The organism is Peptococcaceae bacterium 1198_IL3148, assembly GCA_036763105.1.
Classification (GTDB): domain Bacteria; phylum Bacillota; class Desulfotomaculia; order Desulfotomaculales; family Desulfohalotomaculaceae; genus JBAIYS01.
The window spans coordinates 151263-177475 of the sequence record JBAIYS010000005.1; the positions used below are offsets into that span (position 1 = coordinate 151263).

General features: G+C 43.5%; 25 protein-coding genes, 2 rRNA genes and 4 riboswitches. Of the genes, 4 read left to right on the forward strand and 23 right to left on the reverse strand.

All coding sequences use genetic code 11. The annotated features are described in order from the left end of the window. Positions 1–7: 7 nt before the first annotated feature. The 3 genes from V6C27_06920 to V6C27_06930 are packed head-to-tail and all read left to right on the forward strand — an operon-like array spanning position 8 to position 2448. Positions 8–847: an ABC transporter ATP-binding protein gene (locus V6C27_06920; protein ID MEG6616159.1), complete on the forward strand. Its 840-nt coding sequence runs from the start codon at positions 8–10 to the stop codon at positions 845–847. After that, entirely contained in the window at positions 840–1679 is an 840-nt protein-coding gene (locus V6C27_06925; GenBank protein ID MEG6616160.1) for an ABC transporter ATP-binding protein, read from the forward strand. Before V6C27_06920 ends, V6C27_06925 begins: the two co-directional genes overlap by 8 nt. Next, positions 1663–2448 carry an energy-coupling factor transporter transmembrane component T gene (locus V6C27_06930; protein MEG6616161.1) on the forward strand — a complete coding sequence of 262 codons (786 nt, stop codon included), beginning with the start codon at positions 1663–1665 and terminating at the stop codon, positions 2446–2448. Before V6C27_06925 ends, V6C27_06930 begins: the two co-directional genes overlap by 17 nt. 55 nt (positions 2449–2503) lie before the next feature. On the opposite strand, the gene pruA is transcribed toward V6C27_06930, so the two are convergent. The 15 genes from pruA to V6C27_07005 all read right to left on the reverse strand — a co-directional run bounded on the left by pruA (position 2504) and on the right by V6C27_07005 (position 19807). Further along, a complete protein-coding gene (gene pruA, locus V6C27_06935) occupies positions 2504–4048 on the reverse strand; it encodes an L-glutamate gamma-semialdehyde dehydrogenase (GenBank protein MEG6616162.1) in 1545 nt (514 codons plus the stop codon). Between the two features lie 91 nt (positions 4049–4139). Beyond that, positions 4140–4257, reverse strand: a riboswitch (molybdenum cofactor riboswitch). 84 nt (positions 4258–4341) lie between these two features. Further along, positions 4342–4956 (reverse strand): alpha-ribazole phosphatase, encoded by a 615-nt coding sequence (cobC, locus tag V6C27_06940; GenBank protein ID MEG6616163.1) that lies wholly within the window; start codon positions 4954–4956, stop codon positions 4342–4344. Next, entirely contained in the window at positions 4941–6059 is a 1119-nt protein-coding gene (locus tag V6C27_06945) for an NTP transferase domain-containing protein (protein MEG6616164.1), read from the reverse strand. The genes cobC and V6C27_06945 overlap by 16 nt, the downstream gene beginning before the upstream one ends. Beyond that, on the reverse strand, positions 6059–7099 hold the full coding sequence (locus tag V6C27_06950; protein MEG6616165.1) for an XdhC family protein: 1041 nt from the start codon (positions 7097–7099) through the stop codon (positions 6059–6061). Before V6C27_06950 ends, V6C27_06945 begins: the two co-directional genes overlap by 1 nt. After that, positions 7099–8424 (reverse strand): AMP-binding protein, encoded by a 1326-nt coding sequence (locus tag V6C27_06955; GenBank protein MEG6616166.1) that lies wholly within the window; start codon positions 8422–8424, stop codon positions 7099–7101. The genes V6C27_06950 and V6C27_06955 overlap by 1 nt, the downstream gene beginning before the upstream one ends. Further along, positions 8375–9784 (reverse strand): radical SAM (seleno)protein TrsS, encoded by a 1410-nt coding sequence (gene trsS, locus V6C27_06960; protein ID MEG6616167.1) that lies wholly within the window; start codon positions 9782–9784, stop codon positions 8375–8377. Before trsS ends, V6C27_06955 begins: the two co-directional genes overlap by 50 nt. Next, positions 9771–10193 carry a C-GCAxxG-C-C family protein gene (locus V6C27_06965; protein MEG6616168.1) on the reverse strand — a complete coding sequence of 141 codons (423 nt, stop codon included), beginning with the start codon at positions 10191–10193 and terminating at the stop codon, positions 9771–9773. Before V6C27_06965 ends, trsS begins: the two co-directional genes overlap by 14 nt. Then, positions 10165–10926 (reverse strand): class I SAM-dependent methyltransferase, encoded by a 762-nt coding sequence (locus V6C27_06970; GenBank protein MEG6616169.1) that lies wholly within the window; start codon positions 10924–10926, stop codon positions 10165–10167. The genes V6C27_06965 and V6C27_06970 overlap by 29 nt, the downstream gene beginning before the upstream one ends. Beyond that, entirely contained in the window at positions 10926–11138 is a 213-nt protein-coding gene (locus V6C27_06975) for a CLJU_RS11820 family redox protein (protein MEG6616170.1), read from the reverse strand. The genes V6C27_06970 and V6C27_06975 overlap by 1 nt, the downstream gene beginning before the upstream one ends. An 11-nt stretch (positions 11139–11149) precedes the next feature. Then, positions 11150–13432, reverse strand: coding sequence for an FAD-dependent oxidoreductase (locus V6C27_06980; GenBank protein MEG6616171.1), 2283 nt, complete (start codon positions 13430–13432; stop codon positions 11150–11152). A gap of 71 nt (positions 13433–13503) precedes the next feature. Continuing rightward, a complete protein-coding gene (locus V6C27_06985; protein ID MEG6616172.1) occupies positions 13504–16230 on the reverse strand; it encodes a molybdopterin cofactor-binding domain-containing protein in 2727 nt (908 codons plus the stop codon). A 63-nt stretch (positions 16231–16293) separates the two neighbouring features. Then, the gene (locus V6C27_06990) at positions 16294–17319 is read right to left on the reverse strand and encodes a molybdopterin-binding protein (GenBank protein MEG6616173.1); all 1026 of its coding nucleotides are present in this window, start codon (positions 17317–17319) and stop codon (positions 16294–16296) included. Positions 17320–17400: 81 nt separating this feature from the next. After that, positions 17401–17518: riboswitch (molybdenum cofactor riboswitch) on the reverse strand. 49 nt (positions 17519–17567) lie between these two features. Next, positions 17568–17688, reverse strand: a riboswitch (molybdenum cofactor riboswitch). Positions 17689–17711: 23 nt separating this feature from the next. Further along, the gene (locus tag V6C27_06995) at positions 17712–18131 is read right to left on the reverse strand and encodes a hypothetical protein (GenBank protein ID MEG6616174.1); all 420 of its coding nucleotides are present in this window, start codon (positions 18129–18131) and stop codon (positions 17712–17714) included. Further along, a riboswitch (molybdenum cofactor riboswitch) is annotated at positions 18123–18252 on the reverse strand. Its footprint overlaps the gene before it by 9 nt. Positions 18253–18290: 38 nt before the next feature. Beyond that, positions 18291–19469, reverse strand: coding sequence for an ATP phosphoribosyltransferase regulatory subunit (hisZ, locus tag V6C27_07000; GenBank protein MEG6616175.1), 1179 nt, complete (start codon positions 19467–19469; stop codon positions 18291–18293). A 2-nt stretch (positions 19470–19471) separates the two neighbouring features. Further along, entirely contained in the window at positions 19472–19807 is a 336-nt protein-coding gene (locus tag V6C27_07005) for a YerC/YecD family TrpR-related protein (GenBank protein MEG6616176.1), read from the reverse strand. A 180-nt stretch (positions 19808–19987) separates the two neighbouring features. Between V6C27_07005 and V6C27_07010 the strand changes: the two genes are divergently transcribed. Beyond that, on the forward strand, positions 19988–20485 hold the full coding sequence (locus V6C27_07010; protein ID MEG6616177.1) for a superoxide dismutase family protein: 498 nt from the start codon (positions 19988–19990) through the stop codon (positions 20483–20485). A gap of 42 nt (positions 20486–20527) precedes the next feature. On the opposite strand, the gene V6C27_07015 is transcribed toward V6C27_07010, so the two are convergent. From V6C27_07015 to V6C27_07050, 8 genes are all read right to left on the reverse strand, one after another. Beyond that, the gene (locus tag V6C27_07015; protein ID MEG6616178.1) at positions 20528–20767 is read right to left on the reverse strand and encodes a HepT-like ribonuclease domain-containing protein; all 240 of its coding nucleotides are present in this window, start codon (positions 20765–20767) and stop codon (positions 20528–20530) included. Positions 20768–20782: 15 nt separating this feature from the next. After that, on the reverse strand, positions 20783–20941 hold the full coding sequence (locus V6C27_07020; GenBank protein MEG6616179.1) for a nucleotidyltransferase domain-containing protein: 159 nt from the start codon (positions 20939–20941) through the stop codon (positions 20783–20785). An 81-nt stretch (positions 20942–21022) separates the two neighbouring features. Beyond that, the gene (locus tag V6C27_07025; protein MEG6616180.1) at positions 21023–22207 is read right to left on the reverse strand and encodes a MalY/PatB family protein; all 1185 of its coding nucleotides are present in this window, start codon (positions 22205–22207) and stop codon (positions 21023–21025) included. 93 nt (positions 22208–22300) lie between these two features. After that, positions 22301–24511 carry a histidine kinase dimerization/phospho-acceptor domain-containing protein gene (locus V6C27_07030; protein ID MEG6616181.1) on the reverse strand — a complete coding sequence of 737 codons (2211 nt, stop codon included), beginning with the start codon at positions 24509–24511 and terminating at the stop codon, positions 22301–22303. Beyond that, complete coding sequence (locus tag V6C27_07035) at positions 24489–25181, reverse strand: response regulator transcription factor (GenBank protein MEG6616182.1); 693 nt, start codon at positions 25179–25181, stop codon at positions 24489–24491. Before V6C27_07035 ends, V6C27_07030 begins: the two co-directional genes overlap by 23 nt. A gap of 97 nt (positions 25182–25278) precedes the next feature. Further along, positions 25279–25533, reverse strand: a complete 255-nt coding sequence (locus tag V6C27_07040; GenBank protein ID MEG6616183.1) for a DUF6179 domain-containing protein — start codon at positions 25531–25533, stop codon at positions 25279–25281. Positions 25534–25593: 60 nt separating this feature from the next. Beyond that, positions 25594–25707, reverse strand: a 5S ribosomal RNA gene (rrf, locus tag V6C27_07045). Positions 25708–25923: 216 nt separating this feature from the next. Then, positions 25924–26213 (reverse strand): 23S ribosomal RNA (locus V6C27_07050); the annotation flags it as partial.

Genomic DNA, 26213 nt, shown 5'->3' on the forward strand with positions numbered 1-26213 from the left:
ATAAAGCATGATAGTTTATCAAGTGAATAATTTGTCTTTCAACTACAATAAAAACGGTATCCCAGCCATTAATGGGTTAAATTTAAGCATCAAACAAGGAGAATTTATTGGCATCACCGGTCCCACCGGGGCCGGTAAAAGTACCCTGGTTAAATGTTTAAACGGCATTATTCCCCATTATCAAAACGGTGTGCTGGCTGGCCAAGTGTTACTACTGGGCCAATCTATCAGTGAAATATCCCTAGCAAAAATTGCGCGGATTGTGGGTAGTGTATTTGATGACCCAGAGGCGCAAATTGTAGCCATGGATGTAGAACAGGAATTGGCCTTTGGTTTAGAAAACTTGGGGGTAGAACCAGCCATTATAAATGAAAGAATTACCGAAGCGCTACGATTGACTGGTATCAACAACTTGCGCCACTGCGATACCGCAGCACTGTCCGGAGGTCAAAAACAACGGTTGGCCATTGCAGCGGTGCTGGCATTAAAACCCGAAGTGCTGATTCTGGATGAACCCACCTCAGAACTGGACCCCATCGGCACTAAGGAAATTTTTCAGGTGCTAAAGGAATTAAATCAACGGCAGCACATTACCATCATTGTGGTGGAACAAAAAACCGAGTTTCTGGCTCGCTACGCCAGTCGAATTTTGGTGATGAACGGCGGGCGTATTCAGATGGACGATTCCCCACGCCAGGTGTTCTCTGATATCAAAAAACTCACCCAGTTGGGGGTGCAGCCACCACAGATCTTAGATTTAGCTCACCAACTGGGATTAAGTCATCTGCAACCAATTACCGTAGCCGAAGGAATAAAAATAATTAATGAGGTATTTTACCATGGGTAAACCGATAATTAAAATTAAAGATCTTTGCTACAGTTATAATGGCACTGACCAAATTTTAAATAACGTTAACCTAACCATCAATGCCGGCGAGTTCGTTGCCTTGGTGGGACAAAATGGCGCTGGCAAAACAACGCTAGTTAAACATTTGAACGGTTTGTTAAAACCAACGGCTGGTCAGGTAATTATCGGTGATATTGACGTAACCAGCAGCAAAACCTCTGTGCTGGCACGCCAGGTGGGATTTGTATTTCAAAACCCCGACCATCAAATTTTTCACGATCGGGTGGAAAAGGAAGTGGCCTTTGGTTTAAAAAACATCGGCCTGGCAGCCAGTGAAATTGCCACTCGGGTGACCAATGCCCTGGAATCGGTGGGCTTGTTGGCAGAAGGGCAAACCTATCCCTTCGACCTCAGCAGAGGACAACGACAGCGGGTGGCTTTAGCCTCGGTACTGGCCATGCGTCCCCCAGTGATTGTGCTGGATGAACCCACCACCGGCCAGGATTATCGAGAAAGTACTCAAATAATGGAAATTGTGCGCCAACTAAATTTGGCCGGACATACCATTATCATTATCACCCACGATATGTCACTGGTGGCGCAATACGCCCAGCGGATAATAGCCCTTTGCGGCGGTGAAGTTTTAATTGATGGCTCGGTGCAACAAGCATTTGCCCAACCTCAGTTGCTGGCCCAAACGCTGCTAGAGTTACCCCCCATCGTTAGATTGGCCCAGGGACTGGCGGGCGGGTTAGAAAATTTGTTGACCGTTGAGCAGGTTAGTACAGCATTAAACTCCCGAAGGGGTGAACACAATGGCCTCAGCAATTGAATACATTGCCGGCAACTCCAAAGTGCATCAACTAAATCCGCTGACCAAATTGGTTTGGCTGGTGGCGGTAATGCTAATTGCATTAGTGTTTACCGACGGTTATTATTTACTGGCAGTTTTAATGTCAGTACTGATGGTGGCAACGGTGGCTGGTATATTGCCAAAATTGCTACCAATAATTAAAGGATTATCCGTCTTCGCCTTTATTTTAATGCTACTACAGTTGGTGTTTTGGCGGCATGGTCCGGTGCTGTTTTATTTGCTGCCAGGGCAGCACTTGCCAATATATAGTGAAGCAGTAATTCTAGGCGTTAGCATGGGACTGAGGATGATGGCAGTGGTGCTAAGCTTTTTGGTGTTTTTAGCCACCACTCAATTTAAAGATATCGTGTTGATACTGACCGATAAACTGAAACTACCTTATGATTATGTGTTTATGTTTATGACCGCCCTGCGTTTTATCCCAGTATTTTTGACCGAGATTACCAAAGTTAAAGAAGCCCAGGCTTCTCGGTGTTGCCAAGTGGATGGTGGCAACCCAATGGTGAAAATAAAATCCTATTTCCCGGTGGCTTTGCCGCTGGTGATTATTTCATTACAAAAGGCTGATAAGTTGGCCATGGCTATGGAAACCCGTGGCTATGGCAGCGGCCAGCGCACTTACTTTAAACAGCAGAGTATTTTGCCCCAAGATGTCATGTTAATGGTTACCTGTGTCCTTTTGGCACTGGCTGCCATCATTGTTAGAGTAAACGGTTATGGTGGTTAGTGTGTAAAAAACGCCCCTGGAAACCCAGGGGCACAGGCGCGTTTATCTTTTAAGTTTAAAACTTTTCAGATATCAATTTCGGTTGCATAAATAATTGTAGGTAATCTTTGCCACCGGCCTTGCTGTCGGTGCCAGACATTTTAAAGCCGCCAAAGGGATGGACGCCCACTAAAGCGCCGGTACATTTGCGGTTAAAGTATAGGTTGCCAACGTGAAACTCTTTAGCTTTAATCAATTTCAAGCGGTCTTTAGCAAAAACTGAACCAGTCAATCCATATTCAGTGTCATTGGCTATATCAATTGCTTGATCAAAGTTCTGGGCTTTGATTATTGCCAGCACTGGGCCAAAAATTTCTTGCTGGGCAATAACAGCATAGGGGGACACCTCTGCAAAGATTGTGGGTTGAACATAAAAACCACCCAAGCTTTCCATTGTCTCTCCGCCCAATAGTAGTTTCCCTTCCTGCTTGCCGATTTCCAAATAAGTCTTAATCCTGTTTAAGGAAGCCTGGTCAATTACCGGTCCCACCGGATGATTATTGACAGCAGGCCCAACACTCAATTGACGGGTTTTTTCTACCACTAGGCTGACCACCTGATCATAAACATCCTCCACAATAATTGCTCGGGAGCAAGCCGAACATTTTTGGCCTTGGAATCCAAAGGCAGAGTTGACAATGTTAGTGGCAGCGTCCTCCAAATCGGCACTGCTGTCAACAACAATGGCATCCTTGCCACCCATTTCTGCAATGACACGCTTAATGCATTTTTGACCAGGAACAACTTTAGCAGCCAATTCGTTAATTCTCAAGCCAACTTCTTTGGAGCCGGTAAAATTAACAAAGCTGATTTGGGGACTGCTGACTAAATAATCACCAATTTCCCCACCACTGCCGGGCAAATAGTTAACAACTCCCTGGGGTATGCCAGCTTCATTAAGTACTTCCATAAATTTAGCGGCCACCACCGGGGTGTTACTTGCCGGTTTAAGCACCACTGTGTTACCAGCCACCACCGCCGCCATCGTCATTCCTGCCATAATGGCCAGCGGGAAGTTCCATGGTGGAATTACCACGCCAACCCCTAAGGGAATATACACCAGTTCATTATCTTCTCCGGCTATGCGAGTAAGGGGTTGAGGTTCAGATAATCTGTATATTTCACGTCCGTAATATTCGAGAAAATCAATGGCTTCGGCAGTATCAGCATCTGCTTCTGCCCAGTTTTTACCCGCTTCATACACTAACCAACTGGAGAATTCATTTTTCCTTCTTCTTAATATGGCAGCGGCTTTAATCAAACACTTGGCCCGGTCCTGAGGTGGTATTTTAGACCAACTGGTAAAGGCCTCTTCAGCAATGTCTAAAGCCATTTGGGCTTCTTTTACCGTTGCTTGACAAGCAAAACCAACAATTTGCTCTTTATGGGCAGGGTTAATTGATGTTATTTTCTTTTCGGTGTAGACCTCTATGCCATTAATAATTAGCGGGTACTCTTTACCCAGTTGCTCTTCCACAGATGCCAAGGATTGTTTAAAGTTCTCAGCCACTTGCTGGTCAGCAAAATTTAAAAAAGGCTCATTGACATATTCCTTTAACATTAAGTCACCCCACTCTACATTTTTGTTAAAACAAAAAGGCTGGTTAATACCCCTTTAAAAAAGCAACATTAACCAGCCTTCATATTTACAAAAGCCCGGGAAAACTTCTCCTTTCCAAAGGGGAGGCTAACCTGTTTCCCAGTTAACCCTATCGGCCATAGCACCATAGTACAAACCGTAGGTAATATGGCTCGGAGATATAAAGTATGTTAAATTTTATAAATATTTAGTTCTATATAAATGTTCAAAATCCTTTTTGCTTACTATAAAAATAATAGTATTTAAAAGTTGTCTTATTTGGGTAATATGCGATAAATTTTATTTAATAACCTAACTTTAAAACCAAAGTTTCCTTGGGCAATGATGTTTAAGCAACCATAATCCTGGCACAGCGTAAACATTTTGTTAAGGGGAATGTCCATTAAACTGCATAATATCACTCTGTTTACTCCGGCATGACCAACAATTATTATGTTCCCCTTGGTATTTTGACAAATATTATTGAAAGCCTTCATTACCCGGTCTCTGAGGTCACTAAAGCTCTCACCACCACTGGGACGATAGTTGACCATATCCTCGCCTCGTTTTTTAAATTCCCGGGGATATAATCTGCGGACCTCTTCAAAGGATTTACCTTCCCACTGTCCTAAATCTATTTCGCGCAGTTCCTTTAGTGGTGTAATAGCAATATTTCCTTTAGCCGCCACAATTTGAGCAGTATTTAAAGTCCGCTTCAAATCACTACAAAATATTCCCGATATTGGCATACAACATAATTCCCTTTGTAAAAAATACGCCTGTTTGATGCCCTCGTTGCTGAGGGGCAGATCTGTTTGACCAATAAAACACTTCTTACCAACACCCTGAATTTCTCCATGCCGCACTAAGTAGATTAACCGATGTTCCATGTTTCAACCTTCCCATTACTCAATATGTCTTTAATGCGTCGGTCAATGGTCACTGCCCTTTGCTGTCGGATTAGTATTTGGGCCATTATTTCGGGACTGTGGGCATACCTTTCCTTCGCTTCTTTAAATCTCTCTTCCAAAGAAACCACCCGGTCTCCTTTGACCAATTTATCCGCCAAGTAAACAATTTCTGCTTCAGTTAGAAAATCATCTGCATATAATTCTATATCATTGTGACAAGCCACTATTGCGGCCACTTCGTCATATCCCAACCGCTTGATAATTTTCGCCCCTGTATCGGCATGGTTTGGCTGTCCCTTTGCAACGTCATGCAGCAGGGCAGCAGCGTTTATTAAGTCTATATCCAAATGACAACCGGCTTGGTTAAGTTGATTGGCTAAATGACTGGCTAATTGCGCCACAACCACCCCATGGTTGATAACTTTAGAGGACACACAAAATTTATTAAGTATTTCCATGCACTCTGCGGTGGTGGGTGATTGTTTGCTATAATAACAAGAAATTATTTGGTCGTAATCACCCTCTGTATCCATATCTAAGGTAACACCTTTATCCGGTACCGCTAGATCCACCGATTTGGATACAAAGCAGTTCAGTAAAACCCTTAGGCCCCCTGAACCGGGCCAAGCTAATATTTGCTTTTTATACTTGGCTGATATTAAGGGCGGGTGTCCCCTAACACCCCGATAGCAAGGATAAATTATTTCTGCTTGGCCACCTTTATAAGTGTGCAACATTCTTTGGATGGTTTTAACCTGTACCAAGGGAATATCCGCCGGCCAAATGAAAAAAGCTGCCACATCTTTTTCTAAGCCACTGACCCCGGCGGTTATTGATGAAAACATTCCCGTTGCATACTGCTCGTTATAGATTACCCTAACATTGTAATCCTTTAATAGTGCCCGAAGGGCATCTGCATTATGGCCCACAACCACCCGAATATCTTTAATGCCTGCTTGCATCAACGTTTGAATGGGTTTTTCAATTACTCGGCCACCCCCTAGGGGTAACAGTGGTTTAAAGGAGTGCATCCGACTGGAAAAACCTGCTGCCAACAATATAGCAACTACTTTACCAGTCATCACTTTAATGCCGCCCTAACCTTGATTAATTCAGCCACAATGCTGACGGCAATTTCTTCCGGTGTTTCGGCAGCAATTTCTAAACCGATGGGCGAATAAACCCGAGCTAAATCATCTTGGGTAATTCCTTCGTTCATCAAGGCACTATAAATGGCATCCCGTTTTCTTTTGCTACCAATCATGCCAATGTAACCAGCCCGGGTGGATAACGCCTGCTGCAATACAGTTTTATCATGGGCGTGACCCCTGGTGACGATGACAATAAAACTATCTTTGTCAATGGCTAAATTGTTAAAGGGCTGTTCAAAGGACGGTATCACCAACACCTGATCAGCGGTGGCAAATCTGTCCCGATTGGCAAACTCTGCTCGGTCATCTAAAACCACCGTGGCAAAATCAACCATTGACGCCACCGCACATAATTTTTGGGACACATGCCCAGCACCAAAGATATAAAGTGTATTGGCATTGTAGATGGGATCCACCAAATATTTATCATTGTTAAAGGTCAACACCTGGGGATACCGCCCCTTACTGACATTAAACACCGTTTCCACAGCTTCGCTAGGCAACAGTTGCTGTTCGGCATTCCCTGGTTGTAGTAATAAATGTTGATTAATAATTTGGTCGTTGGTGCTGTCATAATACTTGGTCACCAGCACCGCCCTTTGACGGTTTTGTTGACAAACTAATAATTGGCTGTAGGTGTCTTTAAGATGGTCATTTTGACCATCCATGCATTCAATAAGCACTTCAATCTGACCGCCACAGATCATATCCATTTGATCAACGTCGGCTCCCCTAAGATTAAAACTCTGCACCACTGGGTTGCCGTCTGCAATTACCTGGGCTGCCTGACGCTGTACTTTGGCCTCCAAAAGGCCGCCGCCAATGGTGCCAATAATGGTTCCATCCTGTCGTACAATCATTTTGCTGCCGGCGGTACGGGGGGAGGAACCAACATTGCTTAGTATTGTAGCCAGCGCAAACTTTTCACCCTCATTTAATAGCTGCATGATGCTTTGATAGATGTTAGCCATTATTTATCTCCTTCCCTTAAATCATTAAAGGTCCTTTTAATAGTACCATTACTTATCCAATTAGTTTCTATAAAATTAACTGTACCCAATTGCAAAGTACCACTGGCAATAGCATTTGCCACTGGAGTAACTTTAAGCAACAGTTCCCTAATTAACCCTTTGGTTCTTTGGACATTTGAACCAGGTAATGTTTTTACTTCCAGATTTAATTTAGTAACCTCTCCTGCCGCGGTAATGTTAACCCGGAAATCCACAATTTCTTTAATTGTAAAGATTATTTCATCCAGTTGGGACATGGTCAACTGTTGATTTGGTGCCAATGTAACCACATTGGTTAAGCGCCCGGTCACTTTACCCATCCGCAACAACACCGAGCCACAGGGACAACGCTCAGGGATAAACCTAGCCATATCTCCGGTGGCGTAGCGAATCAGGGGCATCCCCACTCTGGTCAACGTGGTAAAGGCCACTTCTCCCACCTCGCCGGGGGCAACTGGCTGGCCGCTATCGGGATCAATAATTTCAAAATATAAATCCGCTTCCCGCAAATGGTACCCGTTTCGGGCAGCACATTCCACACCGCCGCCCAAGCCCATTTCCGTCATGCCATAGTGGTTGTACACTTGGCATTGCCAAATTCGCTGCAGTTCTTGAACAATGGTGGCTGGCACATAATCAGTGCTTAATAATACACTTTTCAATTGTAGCGGTTGCATAATTTCACTAGATCTGGCCAATGCCAACACTTGCACCGGAATGCCCACGATGGAGTTAATGCTCTCCCGATGCAAAATCTCTAAAGTACCATTGACATCTTGGAGTGGCCCGTGCAACACTGCGGTAACTTCAAATCTAGCCAGCGCTTTCTTTAGTAAGTCCCCCACGCTGCCGGGTCTTTCCCCTGGCAACATAATCAACACCCGATCTCCCGGCGCCACCAATGTCGACATGCCGTGGTGAAAAAAATCAATGGTCAGTTGCTGGTCAGCAGCAGTAAAATATATTCGCTTACTGGTGCCAGTGGTACCCGAACTTTGTAGCGATACCACCCGGCTAATTTCACTTTGGGATACACACAAAAAATCGTAGGGGTTGCGCTTAAGGTCATCGCTTGGGGTAATGGGCAAATTGGTGATATCACTTAGCTGTTTTAAAGGAAAGGTATTTAGTTGATTTAGTTTTTGTCGATAATAATTACTTTTTTCCCTTGCCAGGGCAATGGTTTGGTTCAATTGCTTTAATTGGTAATGGTTAATTGCTTCCCGGGTTAATTCACTACACCCGATTTTTTTTTGAATCCAGCTGTCCAACGGAGTTATCTCCATCTTGTTTCCCCCTATATAAACTGTTGCCATTGCTAGCTGTCAAATTATAGGCACAAAAAGGAATGATATCACCTTGGGGGCTGACGATGTGAATGCAACAATCCCGCACCCGTTCTATATCTAGGTTCCATACATCTTGAAAGGCCATTCCTGAGATGGTAAAGGAATGAGTCTTTACCCGCTGCAGAAATACATCCCAGCCGCCAAAATCAATTGGTTTGTTAATCTTTACCTCTGGGTAAGACCAATATTTAGACACAAATTGCCGCGCCTTTTTAGAACCCTCTGCCGCCATCTCAATACTGCTACCGCAACAACTGGATTTGTTTTTTGACCAACACATCAGTTGGCCGTCGGGCATTAACACAAAGTTGCCGTGAAATGAACAGAGAGCATTTTCGCACCCCGGCGGTAGAAAATTATCTGGCGCTGTCAATCCCGCCGTTTGCTCACAAATACTACTAATTACCTCTGGTATGGTGATGCGCTGCTCATCCTTTGGTGGTTCTGGATAGCGGCCGAAATAACTGACCGGTTGGAAATGCACTCCCCTGACACCGGGGGCATACTCCAGGGCAAAGCGAATAATGTCACCAATATTGTCGGTGTTAACCCCTGGCACCAGCGTTGGTACTAACACCACGCCAATGTTTTCGGCAAGGCAATTTTCTATGGCAGTAATTTTCTCGGCCAAAAGCTGGCGCCCCCTTAATGCTTGATAAATGCTGTCTTTAGTACCGTCAAATTGTAAAAAAATAGAGGCCAGACCAGCTGCCCTTAATTCTTTAATATAATTTTTGTCCTGGGCCAAGCGAAGACCATTGGTATTTAGTTGGATAAAATTAAAGCCCATTTGCCGTCCCATGGCCACTATTGGCGCCAAGTCATTTCGTACAGTGGGTTCGCCACCGGAAATTTGCACGTTGTACGGTCCACCGGCAGCCAATAATTTCTGATACCACCCCTTAATGACCGTTATGTCCGGATCATCCCTTTGGTCGGGGCTGGCATCGGCAAAGCAAAAACTACAGTTTAAATTACAGCGGTGGGTCACTTCCAATAAAGCGGTGCAGGTGTGCTGTCGATGGTCTGCACATAAACCACAGTCAAAGGGGCACCCTTTATCCACCTCGGTAAAGCACACTTTTGGGGCAGAGGGAATTTTAGGACGTTTCCAAGATTGATATTCCGGTTGCCCCCGCCACAGCACCACTTGAAAAAAACCGTGTTTCGGGCAAGCTTTTTCCATATATACATTTTGCCCCCGCAGCACTTTATAGGCTGTTAACTTCTGTAGGCAGTGGGGGCAAAGACTTTCGATGGTTTCGATGATTTCCCCCTTATCTTTAATCATTGCCATCACCGGTCAAACTAATGTCTTGTTGCTCTAAAATCTCTTTCACTTTATCAAAGGTTAAGGCTACGATAGCCCCACATTTGGCAATATCTTGTTTCTGCTTGGGATCATCACCAATAATATCATAGCAGTTAATACTTGGGTGTTGCTGCTCAAACCAAGCCACCAATTCATCTATCATTAGGTATAACCTAGGATTGTCAGCGGCATACAGGCTGAGCAAACATACCCCACCGGTCAGTGCCCCACAGATTCTGCCGGTAAAACCCAATCCCCCGGCTAAACCACTGCTAGCCCGGATTAAATCAGGGTTATCCTTTCCCTGCAGTTCCAGACCCAGTTGTAATAAAATTTGACTACATTTAAGCCCCTGCTGAGCCAGTTCAAACATGCGAAAGGTTGTGTCCGCCATGGCTATCCCCTTCCTCTTTGGTAGCAATAAGTAAAAAGTATCCTAGTTTTACTTGTTGCAATGTATTTTGTATTTTTTGGGCTCGCTGGCAGCCCCCCAACATTTGGCACCAAAATTCATTCATTGAGCCGTGGGTAAAAATTAAATGTACCATCAACTCTTTTAACAATTGGGTATGGTCTTGCCAAAGCTCTATTTTAAAGCCTGCATCGGTCATCAGCTTTAACCAGGCAGACCTTTGCTTGGCACCGCTCAGACAAGTGCTGGCATCATCATGCCAATGGACGCTGATGTCCTCGCTTCTGATGTATATATCCGAGACGATTAATTTACCCTGGGGCTTTAACACCCGGTGCACTTGCTTTAAACAAAGCTGTAGGTCGGACATAAGTGACAGCGTGCATTCAGCGATGACACCGTCCATTTCACTGTCATTAAAGTTTAGGCATTCTCCAGTGCCCTCAAATATCGGCAAGTTGGCATTTCGCTTTTTGCCGCTGGCCAGCATTACTGGAGAGGGATCTATGCCCACCACTTGTAGGTGGTATTGATTGATTAGGCGTTCCACTGTGGCGCCGTTGCCACAACCGACATCCAATAGCTTTGCCCCGGCTGGAAAAGCACAGATGGTCATCGCCCGATCGGTAAGCGTAAACCCGCCGGGCCTTACGGTGCTACCGGTAACCTGCTGAATGGTTTCGCTTTCGTATATCCGACAGCTTTCCTTGGCCATTATTTATCCTCCAAACTTCTTTCCACTTCGGCCATTTTACCCAACGCCAAGTCTTCGGTGATTAGCACCAATCCACATTGAGGGCATTTCAGTAGTTCCACCGGAAAAGAGCCCCCCAGGTAACTGACGTTAACCTTACCCAATTCTAACTGGCAATTACATTTGGCACAGCGCCAAGGGGTGTTAGTATTTTCTATCGGTCTATAGCTCATAAATTCACATCCTAACCTAGGTGCATGCGATGGCAATATGCATTGTAAATTCTAAATCCATCATTGTTAGCAGCATATTCAACCCAATAGGTAATGTTTTCATTTCTATGTCCTGCCAAAAATCTGCCGGTATCAGGGTTGATAAATTTCTCGCCACTTTTCTCCGCTGATTCAATGGTTTTTTGAATATCTTCCTTCAGTATAAATCTTTGGCGTATAAGTTGCTGCACGTCTTCATCAATATAAAGTTTTATTTTTTCGTAACTAGCCATTTGTTCCATTTTTTCTCCCCAATAAATAGCCAATAGTTTTTGTTTCAACAGCGTTCTGTTTTCCCGCCTCATAGAATAATCCACCGCTTCATTGTTGTCATCTATATTTTCGGGATAGATTAAGTCCAACAGGTGATAGGTTTTTTTGCCTTGGGAAATAAAGAAATCTCGACACATGGCACAGTAAGTTAAATAATCACTGTTGCTTTCATTAATGCAACTGTCAATCACCTTATTTGTTAAAGGTGGGTTAGAGGCATACATTAAGCCACCGTAACCGCAGCATTTAGTCTGTTCCCGATTATATGCCAGTTCCTCTATTTCACAACCGAGTTTTTCAGCCAAGTTGCGTACACTTTGATGAATTTGTGGTTGCTCCCTGGTGGCACAGGGATCGTGCAGTGCTAATTTTAACAAATTACCATTTTTGTTTTGTTCTGGCAACCCAATTTGGTCCAGCACTTCCCACAACGATAGCAACTTCACCTGGGGCAGATTTTCTTTGATTGTTTTATAGCAGGTGGGACAGGCGGCAATAATTTGCGGACAACCCAGTGCCTGCCACTGATCTTCTATTTCCTTTAGCAACGTCTGAAACAGTTGCTGTTCACCAGCCCAGTCCGCTGGCACTCCACAGCACCGCAACATCATCCCGACACCGCCAGTTAGTTTTTGTTGCAGGTACCCATAAACCTTTATCACCTGCTCAGGGGAAGAGGCACTGAGTTGACAGCCTGGAAAAAGGGCATATTTACTGGTCTCCATCCCCGGCTGATTTCTATTTAATGCAAATTTTTTGCTGTTGTTAAACTTTAAATCCCGCAGGGGAAAATCAAAGGCTGACGGTGGCATTTTGCCCCGCTGCACCATGTTGTAACGGGCATTTCTGCATAGGGTTCCCATATCAAAGTCATTTGGACAAACAGTGGCACACAATCCACATAAATTACAAGAGTTAATCATTTTATTGGCATAGTGCAAACCCATAACAATGGATTCATTATTATATATTTCTCGCACATATTTTTTGGGATAGCCATTGTAATGGTCCAAAAAAGCACAGCCTTTAACACATTCCAGACATTGACACTGTAAGCACCTTCTTGCCTCTGCCACTGCTTCTGCCTTATTGTAACCGTCCATATCCTTCATGGGCACCTTGGGTAACGGCGTTATCCCTTTAGTATTGGTATAGAGACGGGTTTGGTAAGGGCCCTCATTGGTACGTCCCGCAGTTAACGACACCCTCTGGATGTGGCGGTCAATGGAAGTGGCAGCTTTGCGTCCCCATGCCACCGACAGAATGGAAGAATACCTTGACCCAGCGTCAATCATGCTACCACCGGCAAATACTCCTGCATGCTGGGTCGCTAAAGTAAAGTCGTCCACTTGTAAATCTAAGGCAAGAGCTTTTTGGTTACCCAAACCAAGGTAAATGGCATCGTATTCATTAATTAATTCCGGTAAAAAAACATCTTTTCCCAAGCTGGTATTAAGTCTTAAGTCGATATTCATTTTATTCAACACAGCCAAATCGGCATTGATCATTTGTTCCGTCAATACATTGCCCAAGTATGACCATACTTTACCACCCAACACCGCCAAGGCTTCAAAAATTACAACTGCATACCCCTTCTTAGCCAAGTCATATGCGGCTGTAAGTCCGCTTAAACCACCGCCAATCACTGCCACCCGTTTGTTCCTTTTTGGTAGGGGTGTTGCTTTGGGCGCGGTTAAATAATCATTGTTAACACAAAATTTTTCTAATTCACCAATGGATAACGGCTCCCCCGCTTGCTGCCGCTTGCAGTGGTTTTCACAGGGGCGGTCACAAATATTGACCACAATTCTGGGGAAGGGTATTTTCTTTTGCAATATGGTGGTGGCTGCATGAAAATCCTCTTTAGCCACGGCGGCGGTAAAACTACGGACATCGACATGTACCGGACAAGTAGCGGTACAGGCAGGAGGGTGCTCTTGGATACACTTGTTTTCCCATTCCCTTAATTCTCTTTGTTCCATACCTGATCACCCGTTTCAATTATTGATGGGTTAGGGGCGAGCCTGAAAAGGCTCGCTCCCTGATAGATAAGTTAGTTAGCTGCTTTTGCTTTTAACCCAGCCAACACTTTTTCTGGTAACGCTGGCAACTCGGTAATTCTCACACCGCAAGCCCGATAAATGGCGTTAATTATGGCAGCGTGAGGACTGGTCAGCGGCATTTCCCCAACGCCGGAGGCGCCAAAGGGACCCAATGGCCGTGGAGTTTCCACATAAATGATTTCCATATTATCTGGTACATCTTTAATGTATGGTAAACCGCAGTTCTGTAACGTGGTGTGCTTATTCAAATCCTCAAAGTCTTCAGATAAGGCAAAACCAAGGGCTTGAGTCATACCACCATAAATTTGACCGTCCACCACCAGTTTGTTCATTACAGTACCCACATCGGCCACGCAGGTTAGTTTTAATACCTGGGTTTTACCGGTATTAATATCAACTTCCACTTCAGCCATGAATACACCATACATATAAGTTGGGAAAGGATTGCCTTGGGCATTTTCGTCACAATCTGTGCATGGGGCAGTAAATTTACCAGTATAACTCACCGGAATGTTTTCCGCCACCATTTCATCGTAGGTTCTGTAACTGCCATCTGCTTTCTTCATGGCTGCCACCAGTGCTTCGCATGCATTCTTAATGGCGTTACCAACGGCTACTTGGGAACGACTGCCGCCGGCTGGACCACCGTTTGGACATTTTGAAGTATCGTTCAATACCAACTTAATTTGATCTGGCTTTAAACCAATTTCCCTTAATACTTCATGGGAGGTAACAACACAACCCATATCGGCACCTTGACCATGGTCATGCCAAGTGGCGTAAAGAGTTACTCCCTCTGGGGTCAGCTCTACCCGAACTTCGGCACTGTCGGCGCCGTCCAAGCCACAACCGTAGACACCAATGGCGATACCAACGCCACGTTTTTTATCAGCGGTGGACTCTTTCTCTGCCCGGGCCAATGCCTCTTTATATAATGGACGCATTTTGTCTAACATTTCCGGCAGGCTGTAAACATCCGGTTCACAACCGGTTGGGGTGGTGGCTCCTGGACGGTAAACGTTCTTATAACGCAGCTCCAGTGGGTCAATACCAAGTTTTTCTGCCAATTCATCCATCAGTACCTCAGATGGGAATTCGCTTTCCGGTGCTCCATAACCCCTAAAGGCAGCACCCCAAGCATGGTTGGTACATACTGTGCGACCGATACCGCGAATATTGGGAATATCATAACCGGCAGCAATATATTGGTTACCCCGCAGTGTCAACAGGTCACCAAATTCTGAGTAAGGGCCATGGTCCACAGAAAAATCGTATTCCATACCCAACAACTTACCATCCTGATCAGCAGCATATCTTAAGTGGGTCCAGAAGGGAGACCGCTTACCAGTATAGGTAATTTGCTGATACATATCAAAGTTTAAGTAAACCGGTCTTTGGGTAGCCATGCAAGCAATCCCTAACAGTGCCTCGTTAGTGGGGCTAAATTTGTAACCAAAGGTACCTCCAGCCGGGTTCTGTACCATCACCAATTTTTCCGGTTCAATTCCCATACCGGGAGCAATCATGGCAGCGTGCAAATGCAAGCCAATACTCTTGGAATGAATTACCAAGCGACCTTCATCATCATAGTAGGCAAAACCGCAATCCGGCTCTATTGGCAAGTGAGGTTGACGGCTGGTATAAAAATCATCCTCTACCACCACAGCGGCCTTTTCGAAAATTGCTTTAGTATCTTCACCTTTAACAGTCTTTTGTTCAAAGTAAACGTTTGGTGTTCCTGGGTGAATTTCAATGGCATCATCGGCCATGGCTGCTGGAGCGCTCATATAGGTCGGCAGTTCTTCCAGTTCCACCTTCACCTTTTCTGCAGCCGCCTTGGCATGGGCTTCGGTGTCGGCACAAACAATGGCAATGGCATCACCATATTGGAATACTTTGGTATCACAAAGGATTGGTCTATCCCAACCATCCCCTTTGTTGCTGGGGAAGGTGATTAAACCGGTAATGCGGTTCTTGCCCTTAACGTCTTTGTGGGTAACTACTTTAAATACACCTGGCATAGCTTCTGCTTCAGTGGTGTCTATGGAAAGAATATTGGCATGGGATACTTTGGCTTGGACTAAAGCCAATTTCAAAGTGTTTTCTGGCAATTTGTGCAGGTGATCTGCGCCGTAATCTAAGGCACCTGTAACTTTAGCAATGGCACTGGGACGTGGATAGTTGCCACCTTTAATCCTATTGTCCTCTGGCAATTTATAGGCTAGGTCTTTCTTTGTAATTTCGCCCCGCAGCACCCGAGCAGCATCCATTACTGCATCCACCAGCGGTTTGTAACCGGTACAACGGCAAGCATTGCGGTGCTTTTGGAACCAATCCCGCACATCTTCCCTGGTGGGGTTTGGGTTGGTGTCCAACAATCCCTTGGCTGAAACGATAAAACCAGGACTGCAGAATCCACACTGGGCTCCGCCATGTACTGCCCAAGCCAATTGAATGGCGTGCAAGTCGTCAGGGGTGCCAATACCTTCAATGGTGGTAATGTTAGCCCCGTCAGGAACTCTTTTCATCAGGGTGACACATGAGCGGATAACTTTTCCGTCCATAATTACCGAACAAGCCCCGCATTGGCCTTTATTGCAGCCAATTTTAGTTCCGGTAAGTCCCAGTTGGTTGCGGATAACGTCGGCCAGCGTTGCATTGGGTTCAACAACTACCGTCTTTACCGCACCGTTAAGCATAATAGATTTGTTAATCACCAGTTTAGCCTCCTTAACATATATTTTATTTTCAAGGTCGCTGACCTTAAAAAAATGTAAACTTTAGCTTCCTTTGCCGAAGGCACAATCGGGATAGCGGCATTCCTTACAGGTAGAGCAAAGACCGCCATGGGCAAACAGAGCAATATCACGCCGGGTTAGCTTTTCCCCTGCCAATAGCCGTGGCATCACTAAGTCAAAAATGCTGGAACGGTGATACATCACACAGCCGGGTAACCCCAGGATGGGCACATCGCCAATGTAAGCCAGCATAAACATCGCTCCCGGTAAAGTGGGTGCACCGTAAGTGACAATCTCTCCACCAGCCGCCCTAATTCCTGCCGGAGACACATCATCAGGGTCCACAGACATGCCGCCGGTAACGGTGATCACTTCGACACCGGCCGCTAAAAAATTATTTATGGCCGTCACAATCATTTCTACACTGTCTGAAACCAACGTTTGTCCAATCACTTCACTGCCCCATTGCTGCATTTTTTGCCGAATAACCGGGCCAAACTTGTCCTGTATGCGCCCATGATAGACTTCACTGCCCGTTGTTACCACACCCACCTTACAGGGCTTTAGTGGCTTAACCTCCACAATTGGATAGTTTATTCGACAAATTTCCTCAACTTTCTGAATATTAGTGCTAGCAGTGGCCAATGGTATAATCCTGGTGCCAGCCAAATTTTTACCTTCGTTAACCACTTGGTTGTTATGTATAGTGGCAAACATAGTGTCTTCAATGGAATTAATTTGGTATAATGCCTCAACGTTTATTTTTAATAATCCTTTTGTGGCTGCAATAAGACTTACCTTGCCTTCGCTTGGTTCGGCAAGGGTTACTCCAGCACCCGCTGCCGCCCGGGCAATCCTAAGGGCAGCTTCATCTTCATGCACCATTCCATCCCGTAAATCCATCACATACAAGTGTTCTTTTCCAATATCCAGTAACCGGGGTATGTCCTCTGGCTGAATGATATGCCCCTTTTTAAAGGCTCGGCCTTTAAATTTACCTGGGATTATTTGGGTGATGTCATGGCACAGTACAGTTCCCACCGCTTCTTCCACTGGCAAAACTTTCATCAAAGCATCTCCTTTATCCAACCAAGAATAGTATAAAAAAACACAAGCCAAGGTGCGGATACAACAGCACCTTGGCTTAACACCAAGTTCAACTGTGCCCCTTTCCACACCGGGAGGCTTATTGGTTTCCCAATAAACCCTATCGTCCTAACAGCCATAGCAAAGCCTTAGCCTGATAGAATCGGAGCAATATTAAATTAATAACAATAAAAGCCAAGGTGCGGATAGCAATAGCACCTTGGCTTTAACACCAAGTTCAACTGACTCCTTTCCACACCGGGAGGCTTATCGGTTTCCCAAATAAACCCTATCGTCCTAACAGTCGTAGCTTCAAGCCGTAGACTGGTAGAATCGGAGTAATATGATATTTTTGATTCGTATTACTATATATATTAGTACCTTTGTAATCGCTTAGTCAACACAAAATTTAAATTATTTTTACAAATCAGTTGACAATTGTTGTTTTTGTCTTTAACTACATATATTCCTGGTCGTGGATATACAGAACTCTGTAAATAATTTTTGAGCAATAGGTCAATAATTTTCTGTCGTTGAGTTTTTAGCCTGACATCACTTTTATAGAAAAATGATACCGCAATGGCACCCTTTACATGACCATACTCTTTTCTCAATAACAACCCTTGATCAGCAAAAGAAGAAAATTCTAAATACATGTCAAAAACTCTATCGCTGTAATCTCCCAAAGCACAGGCAATATTCTTTATTGCCTCTTCCCCTTCGCTGTATAGGCCCACAGCTTCTCCGGGACAAAAACTGACCAACAACTTGCCCAATTTCTCTGATACCAACAATTATTCGCTCCTTTCCAAACGGGAGGCTAGCTCGTTTCCAAACTAACCCTAACGGCCAGTAAACCTTAGTATTTACATAAGTACTTACCTTAGGCATAAAGGCTCGGAGTTTTTAATTAGTTGTACTATTAATTTGACAGTATATTCAATAACATATTACTATTCTTGGCCATTGATAAAAATAACTTTAGCAACGCCGGTTGATTTAGCGTCGGCTTGCTCTTGGGTGGAGGCGCTAAGGGCTAATTTTACCTTTAAACCCTGGGCTCTAAGGGTTTGGGCCTTTTTCACTGCGGCAGATAAAAAGCCAGATTGCCAGGCCACCAGCACATCCACGGTATCTTCCTTTGCCGGACCCTGTTGTTTTTCATTGGCCACCAATAATTGATCAATGCTTAGGGCAAAGCCAGTGGCCGGTAAATTAGAACCAAAGTGTCCTAGCAAATGGTCATATCTACCGCCACCGCAAATGGGAAAGCCCAAGGACAATGTATATCCTTCAAAAACCACTCCAGTGTAATAATCCAATTTCAACAGCAATCCCAAGTCGATGGCCACTTTATGTTGGACACCATAGCTGGTGAGGGTATTATATACTTGCTTCAAATTATTGAGCGCAGCCATGGTTTCTTCATTATCCAACAACTGGGCAGCCTGATTTATCACCTCGGGGCCACCCCTCAATGACATTAGACTGGTAAGCCGCCTTTGATCCGCCGGAGACAGGTCGGTGGCTGACAACTGTTCAGTTAACTTTACAAAGTCTTTATTGCCCACCGCAGCTTTAATTGTTTCCACTTGTGCTTCAGGTAAATTAAATTCTTTCATCAGTGAATGGAACAGGCCGACATGGCCCAGACTTAAGCGGAAATCTTGCAACCCACAAACTTGCATCGCTTCAACGGCCAACGCAATGGCCTCAGCATCAGCCGCTGGCCCGGAGGCACCCAGTATTTCTACGCCCGCTTGATAGATTTCCCGCTGTCTGCCCACCAGTGGTTCCTCATAGTTAAAAGCATGGGACAAGTAGTACAGACGCAAAGGAAAATCCACATTGCGCATCCTGGTGGATACCAACCGGGCGATGGGACGAGTCATATCCGGTCTCATGGCCATCAAATGACCCTGACGGTCTAGGAATTTATACAGTTTATCATCATCGCTGGTGCCTGAGGTTAGATTTTCAAAGTACTCAAAGGTGGGGGTAACCACCTCTTGATAGCCCCACTTTTCTACCAGGTCTGCAAAGCTTTGTTCCATTTGTCTTTTTCGTTTAGCCTCTGCAGGTTGCAAATCCCTTACTCCATCGGGTAGCCTGCCTAATCTAGGTGACGCCATTTCTATCTCTCCTGTTCGTCCAATGGTTTTTCTGAACCATTTTGCTGCTTCGCTAAACGCTGTAACGCCAACTTATAACCATCGGCACCGTAATTTAAACAGCGTTTTACTCGGCTGATGGTGGCTGTGCTGGCCCCGGTTTTAGCCGCTATATCACCGTAAGTGCGGTTGGCTTGCAGCATTTTAGCCACTTCCAATCGTTGGGCCAATGCATGTAGTTCAGAAACAGTACATATATCTTCAAAGAAACGATAACAATCATCTATATTTTCTAACGTTAGTATCGCTTCAAACAACCGATCATTTAAAGGTTGTTTCAATTTGCCTTGGTATTCCATTTCTATCCCCCCAATGATCTTATTATTTCCGCAATTCGACGTTTATGATATAAAATCCTTTAATACGTTAAAAAAAGAAAGTGGCTGTTTAAAAAGTATGCTTGCAGTTAGCACTTTGCTACTCTTTTACATATATATGTTAATAAATGATTTATCAATACCGAACTGGAGGAAAACAAAATGATACCTATAGCCATTGCACACTTAAAGGGAGGTCCATTGGCACCTAATATCAGAGGCATTGTGCGTTTTTACCGGGTACCTGATGGCACTTGGGTTTGTGTCGAGGTAACCGGCTTGCCCAAATATCAGCCTGCCACCAACCATCAGCAACCCATTGGTCCCCATGGTTTTCATATTCATCAGTTTGGAAAATGTGAAGTGGGGTCACCCAATGATCCATTCCAAGCTGCCGGCGGCCATTGGAATCCCACTAACCAACCCCACGGCAATCATGCCGGAGACTTTCCAGTGTTATTTTCTAACAACGGTAAAGCAAAAATGTGTTTTTTGACCAATAAATTCGAGCCCAAAGAGGCCATTGGTAAAGCAGTGATCATTCATCAAAACCCAGACGATTACCGCTCGCAACCAGCAGGCGATGCCGGCAAAAGATTAGCCTGTGGAGTAATTAGAGCTTACAACCAATGCCCCCATTGTGGCAAAAGAATACCGTAGCATGCATAAAGGCTAGTAAATTTAGGATTTACTAGCCTTAATTTATAATACTTTATTTACTATTGCCCTAACAAATGCTTGGGAGTCAGCTAAACTTTCTTTCATAATTGCATATACTTCTCTGTCATCCACTTCTTGGTAAAGATGAACTATTCGGTTACGAAACTTTGCCATTTTAATAAAGGTTGTTTCTTTTTCTTTAGGTAAAATACCCTGATCCACTAAAATAACAAAGGCTTCTGCATAGGTTTTGGGAGCTTTATAACGTTCTCTAGCAATTATGTCTAATTCCTCTCTCTAACCGATCTGCACATCTGGCAGAAAAATAACACCTAAATCTATATCACTGTATGCGGTTTGATATTCGCTGCTGCCATAGGAGCCAAATATGTAAACCGCAGCTATATTTTTTCTGTTTTGTAGCACTTGTTTTAACTTGGGAATTAAGGCTTCCATCGACACTTTAATCCAACGCCTTTCAGCTTTTTGCCGTTAGTTATATAAAAATACTACCATATAAAGGAAATAGATGCAACGCTAATAGCGGGTCCTAATGGTTTTAGCAAGTCTTTCTAGCCCTTCCAGCATAACTTTAGTTGGGCATGCTATATTCATGCGCTCGTAGCCATTACCTTCTTCTCCAAATATATATCCTTCATCAAAGAACAGCAGCGCTTCCTGGTGCATTAGCTTCTCAAGTTCATCATTATCTAAACCCAGGGCATTAAAATCCAGCCACTGTAAGTAAGTTCCTTCAAGGGGATATACCTTAATCATGGGCATATTTTCTTCAATATACTTTTTAAGTACCAGATGGTTTTTATGAATATGGACTATTAATTGATTTAACCAGTCTTCACATTCTGTATAGGCTAACTCACAGGCTTTATAACCCAGAATGTTTAATGAAAAAAGTCCGGTAGACATAATATACTCAGTATACTTCTCCCTTATTTCTTTGTTAGGGATGATAATATTAGACGTATGCAATCCTGCTAAGTTAAAGGTTTTGCTAGGTGCAGTACAGACTATCATATTATTTGCCAGCTCGTCAGAAAGACTGGCAAATACAGTATGTTTATAGCCAGGCATTACCAGGTCAAAGTGAATCTCATCAGAAATAATCAGCACATTATTTTCTAAGCAAATTTCCCCTACCCGGTGCAACTCTTCCTTTGTCCACACTCTGCCCACAGGATTATGGGGACTACAAAATAATAATATTTTATTATTGGGATGCTGTGCTTTCTTTGCTAAATCCTCATAGTCTATAACATAGGTTGACCCATTATTTATCAGTGGACTTGTCACCACTTTTCTGTTTTCATTTGCCGCAGCTTTAAAAAAAGGATAATAAACAGGGGGCATAATGATGACGCCATCACCTGGTTCTGAAAAAGCCTTTATTGCTGAGTAAAAGGCACTTACCACCCCAGGTGTACCAACAATCCATTCAGGCTCTATTTCCCAATGATGTCTTTTTTTCATCCATCCACATACAGCTTTATAGTAGCTTTCTGTCGGCACAGTATAACCTAGGATTGTAGAATCAAGATATTTTTTTAATCCCTCAATTATTTCCGGTGGATTTTTAATTTCCATATCCGCAACAGAGAAAGGCACGATGTTTTCTGATAGGTTGGGATTCCATTCCTTCATCTGTTCCCACTTGGTAGAGCCTGTATTTACTCTGTTTAACACCGTTTCAAAATCATACTTCATATTTTCCTCCCAGTAAAATAGCTTTTGTCTATTATATTTTATCACCCTAAATATATTTAAATAAAGAAGACAGCATAACTGCTGTCCTCTTTATTAGTCCCTCGGTAATGTTATCGTTATTTTAAACAAATCACCATCCACATCTATCTCTAAGCTGCCGTTATGCAAATCCACAATGGATTTAGCAATGGCCAGTCCCAATCCGGAGCCTTCGGTCTGCCGGGATTTATCACCCCGCTTACATCTTTCAAACAGCTCATTGACATCGTCACCCAGTTCATACTTAGTTATATTCTTAAAAATAATTATCACTTTGTCCGGAGCAACGGTCATGGTAATATAAACCCGGGTGTTTTCCATGGCATATTTTAAAATGTTAGCAATTAAGTTATCATATACCCGCCACATTTTTTGCCCATCCACTGTAACGTAGACCGGATGCTCGGGCATTGTCACTCTAAATTGCAACGACGATGCACTGGTTTTTTCATTGTGTTCTGCCAGCGCTTGCTGTAGTAGCTGCACCAAATCCACCTTTTCTTTAACTAACTCAATGCTGCCACTGGCCATTTTAGAGGCTTCAAACAAATCATCAATCAGTACTTTTAAACGTTTAGATTTGCGGTCAATAATTTCAATGTAAGCCTGCCGATCTTCCTCTGCTATTTCTGGTTTTTTAAGCAACTCGGTGTAGGTAATAATAGAGGTCAGCGGTGTGCGCAAATCATGGCTAACATTAGTAATGAGTTCTGTTTTTAACCGTTCGCTCTTGGCCTGTTCAATTTTAGATGTTTTTACACCATACTTTAACTTGTTAATATTACCTGCCAGCACCGCCAATGGCGATTTGCCTGTCACCGGCAAATCTGGTTCCAGATTGCCTTGGGCCAACTGATTGGTACTAACAACAATGCGATTAAAATAACCGGCACGTTTAATAATCAGTATAAATAGTGGTAGACCGATAACTATAAAAGCTGGTGCGTAAATAATAATGATTTTAGGTTCCACCAACACCGCGGCGGCTCCGCCACCAAAACCAAATACCACCGCCAAAATCAATAATACTTGGGTACCAATGCTACGGATGAGAAAGGCTTCCCTCATCCATTGATAGATTCTGTAGGTTAATGTAGTTTGCCAAAGGGCGCTGGAATTAGGACTACCCTTTACCCGATCATATAGCAGTTTAGCCTGAATGACAGTTAAAGTGACAAAAATAGCGGTAACAATTAAGTCTAATAGTATATTGACAATATAGGTATACAAATTATTATATAGATAAAATGCATAACTATACTGCAATCGCATTAACGCGATCAAGCTAAAACCCAGTAAGCCAGCTATGCATACATCTATTGGTAGTCGATTATAGTATTGCTGCCATTTTTCAGTGATATCTGTCGGTACAATAATAGTTTTTTTCTTATATAGATAAAGACTTAACAGTAAAGCCACCACAGCACAGGACAATTGAATGAAGAAAAGTTTTTGCCTTTGCTGAAAATCATGATAGTTGGCCATCACTGCGCCCGCTGCCGGTGCAGATTTAGGTACTACAATTGTGCCAGTTAACATCCGCTCACTATCCCCAATCAGTGGCTGCATTAACTGGTCATAACCTAGATAATTATTGCCAACGGATAGATAACCGTGTCTGTCAGAATAACTGCGACTATACAATATATCCTTAGCATTGCCCTTAGATAGTAAATCCTTTTCACTGGCAGCCAAATTGGTGTAAAGCTGATTATTGTCAGTATCCTTTAAATGGTACTTAAACTGGATTTTTAGCCGGTTATACTCTGGGCGGATCTTCTCTAATTCTTTATAATATTCGTCTATCTGTTGCTCTTTTTCTTTGATAACCTTTTGTTTTACATGCTCATCGCTTTTAAAGTTCTCGGTAATGTCAGCGATCTTAGCATCCCGCTCAGCAATATAAATATCAGCCAGTTCTTGGTTTTGGGCTTGCAGTGCGGCATCAATCTCCGGTTGATATTGGGCAGTTATATCTTCCCGTTGGGTTGCCAAATCTCCATAGCGATAGCGATGCTCTTTAATTTCCTCTGGGGTAACTTCGATTCTTTCCTTTACCTGTTCTTTGGGTAGATAGTTAATTTCAAACATGCCTAAGTAAGTAATAAATCGTTGATAATCGCTTTCAAAATAATGGGTTTCAAAATAACTAGCATTAAAGTATTCACTTTGGCTTGATAGGGCTGTTAATAAACCACTTAAGCCAAAGGTAAATAATAATAGCCAGGCGCCGATAATGAGTTTATTTTTCAATTTTATATCCAATGCCCCATACCACCTTTAAATATCTTGGGTTTTTAGGATCAATCTCAATTTTCTCCCTAATTTTTCGAATATGTACTGCCACTGTGTTTTCTGCATTGTAACCTGGTTCTTTCCACACCCGTTCATAAATTTCATTAATAGAAAACACGTGGCCAGCATTAATCATTAATAATTCCAGTATTTTGTACTCTGTGGCAGTCAACTTCACCACTTCTCCATGGGCGGTGACTTCCTTTGCCGACTGATTCAGCGTGAGGCCGTTAACATTAATCACCTTCTCGATGCCGTCATAGGTGCCTAGTTTTACATACCTTCTTAGTTGTGATTTTACCCGCGCAATTAACTCTAAAGGATTAAAGGGTTTAGTGACATAATCATCGGCACCCACCTGCAGTCCCAATATTTTATCGGTATCTTCAATTTTAGCGCTGAGAATAATTATCGGAATGTTTTTCTGCTCACGGATTTTAAAAGTGGTAGCGATCCCATCCAAACGGGGCATCATCACATCTAAGATAATTAAATGGATTTCATGTTCATGTAGCTTTTCAATGGCATCAACGCCATCCTTTGCTTTAATTACTGTGATCCCTTCATTTTTTAGGTATATTTCAATTACATCTCTAATTTCCTTTTCATCATCAACCACCAATACATTATAGTTATCCATGTTCCAACCCCCTTTCCAGTGCATATTTTATCTTAACACTGTCTCAAGTATAAAGGGTAATTCTTAACATCCGGTCAATATAAATCTTAAGACTTTCTTAATATCCTAACTTGGTGGCCCTGATAAATGTGCTTAACATGGGCACTGGCCAGTATAGTAAAGTAAAAATGCTGTCAATTTGACAGCTTTTAATTGCCCGAATTACATTAAGGGTAACTTTCGTAACACTACCATTTGCAAACATACACCCCACCGCCGCAGTCAACACATGCTCAAAGATATTAATTAATAAATCCCCATAGCCTTCGTGGTATCCATAAAGCAAATGATGAATATCCTCGGCCGCTATGATAGCCTATCACTTTATAACGCAAAAAACCACTGGGTAACTACCCAGTGGTTTAAAAATTAATTCTGGCGGCGACCTACTCTCCCAGGGATAAACCCAAGTACCATCGGCCCTGCAGAGCTTAACTTCCGTGTTCGGTATGGGAACGGGTGTACCCTCTGCGGCAAAGCCACCAGAAAAACTTATTTTCAATTTACATTCATCATTCCATGCAAAGCCTTTTGTAGGGGTTCGATTCATCGATCCCGTAAAGAGTAACATTTGCACATTGCAAAACAGTGTAATCTAACAACCAACGTTTCGTTTGTGGGCGCGATAAATCGGCCCCTACATTGTTTGTTGTTACATCATAATTGTTCCTTCAAAACTGAACAGCGATTTAAGAAAAGCTTTAAGGTCAAGCCCTCGACCGATTAGTACTGGTCAGCTCAACACATTGCTGTGCTTACACATCCAGCCTATCTACCTGGTAGTCTACCAGGGGTCTTACTCTATTGACGGGAAATCTCATCTTGAAGTTGGCTTCGCGCTTAGATGCTTTCAGCGCTTATCCTTTCCGAACATAGCTACCCAGCTATACCTCTGGCGAGATAACTGGTACACCAGCGGTTCGTCCAACCCGGTCCTCTCGTACTAGGGTCAGATCTCCTCAAATTTCCTACGCCTGCGACGGATAGGGACCG